This window comes from Fimbriimonadia bacterium, assembly GCA_039961735.1.
Lineage (GTDB): Bacteria > Armatimonadota > Fimbriimonadia > Fimbriimonadales > JABRVX01 > JABRVX01.
The window spans coordinates 1-8,480 of sequence record JABRVX010000070.1 but is presented as its reverse complement, the minus strand read 5'-3'; the positions used below and the strand labels follow the sequence as shown (position 1 = coordinate 8,480).

7 protein-coding genes are annotated in these 8,480 nt (G+C 62.8%); 1 reads left to right on the top strand and 6 read right to left on the bottom strand.

All coding sequences use genetic code 11. From position 1 onward, the window contains the following. Nucleotides 1-562 precede the first annotated feature (562 nt). From aroF to gcvH, 6 genes are all read right to left on the bottom strand, one after another. Nucleotides 563-1,585, bottom strand: a complete 1,023-nt coding sequence (aroF, locus tag HRF45_13715; protein MEP0767578.1) for a 3-deoxy-7-phosphoheptulonate synthase — start codon at nt 1,583-1,585, stop codon at nt 563-565. Further along, nucleotides 1,582-2,682 (bottom strand): histidinol-phosphate transaminase, encoded by a 1,101-nt coding sequence (locus HRF45_13710; protein MEP0767577.1) that lies wholly within the window; start codon nt 2,680-2,682, stop codon nt 1,582-1,584. The genes aroF and HRF45_13710 overlap by 4 nt, the downstream gene beginning before the upstream one ends. A 202-nt stretch (nt 2,683-2,884) precedes the next feature. Then, entirely contained in the window at nt 2,885-3,580 is a 696-nt protein-coding gene (locus tag HRF45_13705) for a hypothetical protein (GenBank protein ID MEP0767576.1), read from the bottom strand. Beyond that, on the bottom strand, nt 3,550-5,028 hold the full coding sequence (gene gcvPB / locus HRF45_13700; protein MEP0767575.1) for an aminomethyl-transferring glycine dehydrogenase subunit GcvPB: 1,479 nt from the start codon (nt 5,026-5,028) through the stop codon (nt 3,550-3,552). The genes HRF45_13705 and gcvPB overlap by 31 nt, the downstream gene beginning before the upstream one ends. Further along, nucleotides 5,025-6,356 carry an aminomethyl-transferring glycine dehydrogenase subunit GcvPA gene (gene gcvPA / locus HRF45_13695; GenBank protein MEP0767574.1) on the bottom strand — a complete coding sequence of 444 codons (1,332 nt, stop codon included), beginning with the start codon at nt 6,354-6,356 and terminating at the stop codon, nt 5,025-5,027. Before gcvPA ends, gcvPB begins: the two co-directional genes overlap by 4 nt. Before the next feature lie 3 nt (nt 6,357-6,359). Beyond that, nucleotides 6,360-6,743, bottom strand: a complete 384-nt coding sequence (gcvH, locus tag HRF45_13690) for a glycine cleavage system protein GcvH (protein ID MEP0767573.1) — start codon at nt 6,741-6,743, stop codon at nt 6,360-6,362. Nucleotides 6,744-6,889: 146 nt separating this feature from the next. Between gcvH and HRF45_13685 the strand changes: the two genes are divergently transcribed. Further along, the gene (locus HRF45_13685; protein ID MEP0767572.1) at nt 6,890-7,594 is read left to right on the top strand and encodes a prepilin-type N-terminal cleavage/methylation domain-containing protein; all 705 of its coding nucleotides are present in this window, start codon (nt 6,890-6,892) and stop codon (nt 7,592-7,594) included. Nucleotides 7,595-8,480 lie beyond the last annotated feature (886 nt).

Genomic DNA, 8,480 nt, shown 5'->3' with positions numbered 1-8,480 from the left:
CATCGCCGTCCCGGCGATGCAGCCACCGTGGTTTCGCCGCAGCAGATCTACGTCACGCTTCGACGGGCTCAGCGTGACGGTTTGGGCGTCGCCCGTATGACGCCGCCACGGGATAACCGTAACACCGCAGCTGCGGCGCACGATCGCACGCTTCGACAGGCTCAGCGTGACGGGAGGGCTGTCCACGGTGCGCAGATACCCCCCACCCACAACGCCGCCGGGTCAGCAGGCGGAATCGGCTCGCGAACGTGGCATCGCCGTCCCGGCGATGCAGCCACCGTGGTTTCGCCGCAGCAGCTCTACGTCACGCTTCGACGGGCTCAGCGTGACGGGAGGGGTGTCCCTGGCAGGTACGCACTGCGCACCCCACCCTCGACGCGGCGGAGGGCTCTTTCCGCGGAATCGGCCCGTGAACGTGGCATCGCCGTCCCGGCGATGCGGTCAGAGAACCGACGGGGATGCCGGAACCACGAGGCCGCGTGCAGTCAAGAACCAGCGAGGACGCCGGAACCACCGCCACACAGTTCGGCGGGACGCCGGAGTTACGACGTGCCGAGCCCCCTCACACTGTCCGGCCGACGGCGCGGGCGACCGCCGACACCTCGACCATCAACTGCGCGAACCGCTCGAACTTCAGCGACTGGGGTCCGTCTTTCAGCGCTTGCTCTGGGTGAGGATGCACTTCAATCAGCAGCCCGTCGGCGCCCGCAGCCACCGCAGCCTTGCTCATCGGCCCTACCAGATTCCAACGACCGGTTCCCTGGCTCGGGTCCACTACCACGGGTAGGTGGGAAAGTTCCTTGGCTGCTGGCACGGCGGAGAGGTCCAGCGTGTTGCGCGTGTACACCTCGAAGGTGCGAATGCCGCGCTCGCACAGAATGACATTCGGGTTGCCCTTTACACACACATACTCCGCGGCGTGCAACCACTCATCCAGCTTGGCCGACATGCCGCGCTTTAGCAGCACCGGCTTCTTACCCTGCCCGACTTCTTTCAGTAGGTCGAAGTTCTGCATGTTCCGGGTGCCCACCTGAAGCAGGTCGGCATAGCGGCTGACCAGCTCGACGTTCCGTGGGTCCATCACCTCGGTGACGATGCGCAGGCCCGTCTCCTCCTTAGCCTCAGCCAGGATCTTCAACCCATCCTCACCCAAGCCCTGAAAGCCGTAGGGCGAGGTACTAGGCTTGAATGCACCTCCGCGCAGAACGGTCGCTCCCGCTCCGTGCACGGCGCGCGCCGTCTCCAGCACCTGCTCTCGGGTCTCGACGGTGCACGGACCTGCCATAACGACGACTCTCTCGCCACCTACCAGCACGCCGTCCACGTCCACCTCGGTGCTCGCCGTGCGGCTTTCACGGGAAACGAATTTGTAGGGGCGGAGGATCAGCATCACCTCTTCCACGCATCCCAACGAGCGTAGGTGGTCGGCATCCTGCTCCTTGTCACGATCGGGCGCACCCACTGCACCTATCACGGTCTTCTCCACGCCGTAGATCGGGTGGATGCTGTAACCCATCGTCTTCAGTTCCGCCTCTACCCTGTGAACCTGATCCGGCGTGGCATCACGGCCAAGAACAACAATCATGCGGAGAGCACCTCCTGCAGTGCAGTGGCGAATCGATCCATTTCGGCAGCCGTGCCGATGGTGACGCGTTGGTGGGTGGGCCTGCCGAAGATATGGCCGGGTCGGATGATGACACCCTTACGCAGCATCGCTTGGAACAGCTCGGGCGCGGGCCTACCGGTGTCCACCCATGCGAAGTTCGCGTGGCTGTCCGCATAGCGCATCCCGAGGTCGTCGAATAGGTGGTGCGCGCGCGCTAGGCCCGCACGGTTCATCTCCACCGACCTCGCGACGTGCTCATGATCGTCTAGTGCCGCCAATGCGGCCACCTGCGCTAGGCTGCTGACGTTGAACGGGTGGCGGAGGCGGTCCACCGCATCCACCAACCACTCAGGACCTATCATGTAACCCACGCGAAAACCTGCCAAGCCGTAGGCCTTGGAGAACGTACGCATGACTGCGACGCGGCGGCCTTCCAGCACCAGTGGCAGGCTGTTGGGGTACTCCGGCACCTGCACGTACTCGAAGTACGCCTCGTCGAACACCACGAGCACATGCTCCGGGACTCTGCTCATGAAAGCAGCTACCTCGTCGGCGCGAACGATGGTGCCCGTCGGATTGTTAGGGTTGGCGACGAAGAGGACTCTCGTCCTTTCCGTGCAGGCGGTTGCCATCGAAGGCAAGTCGTGACGCTCGTCCGGCGTGAGTGGAACAGCAACCGGTTTCGCACCGAGGCGCTTTGCTACCAGCGGGTAGCTGATGAAAGAGGGGTCGGCAAACACCACCTCGTCGCCGGGGGTCACCAGAGCCATCGCTATCGTCGTAAGCAGCTCATCCGAACCGTTGCCCACAGCGATCTGTTTTGCCGACACACCCAACCGTTCGGCAAGCGCCGCTTTCAGGTCCACGCATCCGGCATCGGGATAGAGGTGCGACTCGGCCAGTGCGGTACGGACGGCTTCCATCGCCTTGGGCGAGGGGCCGAGCGAGTTCTCGTTCGACGCCAACTTCACGACGTCTGTCAGCCCGAGCTCGCGCTGAACCTCTGAGATGGGCTTGCCGGGAGTGTACGGCTGGATCTCCAGCACGTTGGGGCGAAGGAGTTGGGAGGGGTCCATGGCGGAGGGATTTTACCTGCGAGTCGCACCGGGTTTCGGGCGGTCGTCCTCCGGCATCGCCACGGTCGGCACGGGACTTGCAGTAAAGGAGCGCGAGCACGCATCACAGCACACAACGAGGGGCACGCGGCAAGAGGACGATCTCTCTCCATGCATCACCTTCCCTCCCCGCAAAGGAGCTCGCCCGAGCTCCTTTGCGCCGTTATGGCTCAGCGCGGCGATATCCCCGCTCCTCCAGAACAGCGCTCAACCCAGCTATGACTTTGTCCGCCGGAGGGTAGGAAACCTGCCGGGTCTCTGCGGTGAGACCACGGTAGATCTTCTCAGGTGGCACGAGATAGAGGCCTGTGGGGATGCTGGCCTGCAGCAGCACGCTCTCGCCACGTATTCGCAAAGCCGTGCCCGCGAGTTTCGTGCCGCTCTCTGCGTCCGCGACGTCGTTCGCGCTCAGAGATCGGAAGCAGTCCACTCCTCGGTAGTTCGGGGATCCGAGAGACGGCGAGCGCTCGCCGAGGGTCGCTCGAGTGCCGGCCCTGGCCAAGGCCTCGACGATCATCGGCGCAAGCGCGCGGTAAGCCGCGCGCACGTTGCATGGAGCACCACCGACTTCACTGAGGGGACAAGCTAAAGAGAAGGTGACGTCGGCACCGTGAAGAACTGCCCGTCCTCCGGTCGGACGCAGGACCCACCGCACACCTAATCTAGCGCACGCATCCAGGTCCAAGGCTTCTTCCGGCTTCTGGGACATTCCGAGCGACACCCACGGCCCATCCCACTGGTAGATCCGAGCAGTGCAGGCGCCTCGGGAGGCGGCATCCAAGGCGTCTGCATCCCGCGCCATGTGAAGGTCGCCAGGACCGGCACCTTCTACTCGGTAGAGTCGCTGGCAGGCTTCCATCGAACGTTCAACTGCTTGACCGCGAGCACCTCGTCCAATCGGCCGACCACAGCGTGATGCGGCGCGCTTTGGACCAGTTCAGGGTCCTTCTCGGCCTCCTCGGCGATGGAACGCAGAGCATCGCAGAAGCGGTCGAGCGTCTCCTTGTTCTCGGTCTCGGTCGGCTCGATCATCATCGCCTCGTGAACGATGAGCGGAAAGTAGTTCGTCATCGGGTGGAAACCGTAATCAATCAGGCGCTTGCTTATGTCCAGAACGCGAACGCCGGTACGCTCCTTCACCGGATCGCCGGTGAGCACGCACTCGTGCATGCACACTCGGTCGTATGCAGCCGGATACACGTCGCGCAGCTTTGCCCTAACATAGTTGGCGTTCAGCACGGCGTGCTTCGCCACGTCTGCCAATCGGTCATGTCCGTACGCCAGGATATACGTCAGGGCACGAACCGCTAGCAGGAAGTTGCCGTAGAAGCTGTGTACGCGTCCGACCGATCGTGGTCGGTCGTGGTCGAGCACATACTCGTTCCCACGCTTCACGACAACGGGTGCTGGAAGGAACGGCTCCAGGTTTCGCTGTGTGGCGATGGCTCCGCATCCAGGTCCGCCTCCACCGTGAGGGGTGGAAAAGGTCTTGTGCAGGTTGAGGTGCATGCAGTCGAAACCCATGTCTCCGGGTCGGGCCACTCCCACGAGCGCGTTCATGTTCGCGCCGTCGCAGAACACTAGCCCCCCCGCCTTGTGCACCATGTCGCATGCTTCGGATATGGTGCGCTCGAACAGGCCCAGGGTGTTCGGGTTGGTAAGCATCATGCCTGCAACCGAATCGTCTAGTGCGGCGCGCAGCTCGGCCAGATTCGTGTTGCCCTCGGCGTCCGTTGCCACGTGGCGAACGGAGTACCCTGTTCGCGCAGCCGACGCCGGATTCGTGCCATGCGCCGTATCCGGCACGAGCATCACCTTGCGCGTCTCGCCTTCGCCACGCTCCTCATGGTAGCGCTTGATCATCATCAAGCACAAGTGCTCGCCCGCTGCACCGGCGGCGGGTTGCAAAGTGGCAGTGTCGAAGCCGGCGATCTCGGCTAGGTACATCTGAAGGTCGTGCAAGAGCTCCAGACAACCCTGCGCGGTCTGCTGCGGCTGAAGTGGGTGGATGCGCGCGAATCCGGGCAACGAGGCGGTCACCTCGTTGACGCGTGGGTTGTACTTCATGGTGCACGACCCGAGCGGGTACAGCCCGTTGTCAATGCCGTACGACCGGCGGCTCAGGTTGGTGAAGTGGCGGACCAGGTCGAGCTCGTCCACTTCCGGCAAAACTGCAGGCTCGCGTACGGCGTTCGTTCCGAGGAGATCCTCCAAGGGCAGGCGAGGTATGTCCGAAACGGGTGGATTGCAGCCGATGCGACCTCGACGACCTCGCTCGAAGATCAGGGGGTAATCCGCATGGCTCACGGTCGCACCGCCTTTCGCACGGCCTCTACGAAGCCGTCAATCTCCTCCTTCGTCCGCACCTCCGTGACGCAGGTTAGGAGGCAGTCCTCCATGTCTTGGTAGTGCTGCCCAAGGGGCAACCCGGCTAAGTAACCCGCCTCCAGCAGCTCGTCACGCACAGCGTCTGCAGGTCTAGGCAGCTTAAGCACAAACTCGTACGCGAAGCGCCTAGTCGGGAAGCGCAGCTGCACTCCGGGGATGGTGCTCAGCCGCTCGGCCGCGTAGTGCGCGTTCTGCACGCACGCCTCGGCAACGCGGCGGAACCCAGTCTTTCCGAGTGCAGAGAGGTAGACCGTCGCGGCCAGCGCCACCAGCGCCTGGTTGGTGCAGATGTTGCTGGTCGCCTTCTCGCGGCGGATGTCCTGCTCTCGGGTGCGCAGTGTCATCACGAAGCCGCGCCGTCCTTCCACATCTTGGGTCATCCCTACCACTCGTCCAGGCAAGCGTCGAACTAGAGCTTCCCTTACGGCGAACAGCCCCAGTCCGGGACCTCCGAAACCCATCGGGCTGCCGAGGGCCTGCGCCTCGCTGACCACGATGTCCACGCCAAACTCCCCTGGTGGCCGAAGGACCCCGAGTGCAAACGGATCGGCGCAGCACACGCTCAGACCGCCAGCCGCCTGTACACCAGTTGTTAGGGCACCGACGTCCTCCAACACTCCGAGGAAGTTGGGCTGCTGGAACAGAAGGCAGGCGACGCCCTCCAAGTTATCTGCAGACGTGGTGACGCCATCGGCGAGTGCAACCTCACGGTACTGCAGCCCCGCCGACCAGCAAAAGGTCTTGACGATCTGCCGGTAGTGCGGGTGCACACCTTCGCTCACGACCACCACGTCGCGCCCGTTCGCACCGTGCGCGAGCAATGCAGCCTCGGCGAGCGCGGTGCCGCCGTCGTACATCGAAGCGTTCGCCATGTCCATCCCGGTCAACTCGCAGACCATGCTCTGGAACTCGTAGATTGCCTGTAGATAGCCCTGGCTTAGCTCCGGCTGATAGGGGGTGTAGGACGTCAGGAACTCGCCGCGGCTCAGCACCGTGCCGACGGTAGCAGGAATGAAATGGTCGTAAACGCCAGCCCCCAGAAAGCAGCACAAGTCGGAGCGGTTCTTCTCGGCAAGATGACTAAGGTGTCCGACTAACGCATGTTCGTCGTGGGCAGGCGGAATATGCAGAGGCTCGTCGAGCCGCATGTCTGTCGGGATGTCGGTGAAGAGGTCGTCGAGGCTCTCCACGCCAATCGTTGCGAGCATCTCCGCACGATCTTCGTCGGTGTGCGGGATGTAAGCCATCAGTTAGTGCTCCTTTGTATGTTTCTCATATGCCTCTGCGGTGAGCAAGCCTTCCGCCTCGCTGGGGTCCGACATCCTGAGCCGGATGATCCAGCCTGCGCCGTAGGGGTCTTGGTTGATGGTCTCGGCGTGCGGCTCCAGGTCCGTGTTGACGGCGGTCACTTCGCCTGCCACCGGCGCATACACGTCGCTGACGGTCTTGACGGACTCGACGACTCCGAACGCCTCGCCCTTGGCAAGAGTTCGCCCCACGCTCGGCAGCTCCACGTACACGATGTCCCCCAGCTCGGACTGAGCGAAGTCGGAAATCCCCACGACGGCTTCGTCGCCTTCGATTCGCACCCACTCGTGCGACGGGGTGTATCGGAGATCAGCGGGAAAGTTCATCGCAGCCCTCCTGGCTCGAGTTCTGGGTCGGATTATACCGAGCGTGGTCAGGGACGGGTCCGGTTAGGTCCGGCGCTGCTAGGGACCTTGCCGGATGAAGTGCTCGTGCTCATGCGCGTCTGAAGGAAGCGTGGTAAGATGCTATCGTGAAATATCTCACTTCCCCAACTGCTCGGGGCTCTCGCGGTGGTGGCTTCACCCTTATCGAGCTCCTCGTCGTCATCGCCATCATCGCGATCCTTGCGGCCATCCTGTTCCCCGTTTTCGCACGAGCGAGGGAGCAGGGGAAAAAAGCGAGCTGCATCAGCAACCTGAAGCAGCTCAGCCTAGGCGGTCTCATGTATGCCGACGACAACACCGGCAAGATTGGCCCCACGAACTACATCCAGATGCTGCTATGGCCGCACAACTTCGAGCGATACATCAAAAACAAGCCCGTACACCTTTGTCCGAACGCCATGAAGTACACCAAGCCTTGGTCCAGCTACGTGTACGGCAGTGCCACTTCGGCGTGGGACTGGTATGGCTTCAACGGTAGCTACGCGCTGAACGGCTGGCTGTACGCGGACTACGTAGGTAAGCTGAATCGTGCGCAGGAGCCGGCGCGTACCTTCTTCCTGGCCGACTCGAACTGGATTGACACGTGGGTCGGGCAGAACGACTCCAATCACATCTGCCCGGACACGATCGACACGCGGATGGGACGCCACCAGAAAGAGACCTATAGCTGGGGGATCGACCGCCTGTGCATAGACCGCCACTCGGGCGGTATTCAGATGACCTACCTGGACGGCCACGGAAAGTACATGAAGCTGCAGAGCTTACTCACCGTCGTCCACAAGCCGTACTGAGAGACCTTCGAGTTAGATTGCTAGATACCTGATGCCTACTGCCTGGACGTCGGCCCATGGAGAGGCGAGCATAGTGCAGAGGCCACGAAAGCATGCTCCCCAACCATACGGCCACAGCACGCCGTGATGCTCGGCCCATCATCGGCACCGATATCGCGGGCCACCTCGCTCACGTGGCTAGGTCTCGACACCCGCCGCGAAAACACCTAACACCCCTACCAGTCATGCTGAGCCCCGCCGCGTCATGCTGATCTCCCCACGGCATGCTGAGTCTTACCGCGTCATGCTGAGATCCTCCGCGTCACGCTGAGATCCCCACGGCATGCTGAGTCTTGCCGCGTCATGCTGAGATCCTCCACGTCATGCTGAGCCTGTCGAAGCATGACGCGGCAAGCCGGCACCGTAGCACAGAAGGACGACGACATGCGGCGGGCGGGGTCATGCTTCAACAAGCTCAGCATGACGGGTGCTTCCACAGGCTCAGCATGACGTCGGGGAGGGCTCGGCGTGACGATAGCGGTTGCAGGGAGGTGATCGCCTCCACTGCGCGTGCTCGGCGACATGATGCACCGCTCGTTTAGGAGAAGCATAGACAACCGAACACCGATGCCACGCCATGTATTACGGTGGACCCTCAGGGGAGCTTGCTAGCTTTCTCCCAGTCGGAGGAGAACGGGTACCTCTCGTCCTCGACCAAGGACCACTCCTACCTCGAATGGAAGGTGTGGTACTCCGAACTGGTGCCCGAGCCGAGCACGGCAAATGCTCTGTTGTGTACTTCCGCACTGTCGGCAATGCCGAAGCGGCGAAGAACCTAGGTGTCAGAGGCCAGAGCATAGGGCCCCCCCGCACTTAGTTCGGCGGGGGGCTGGTGCGGGTCTCCGGG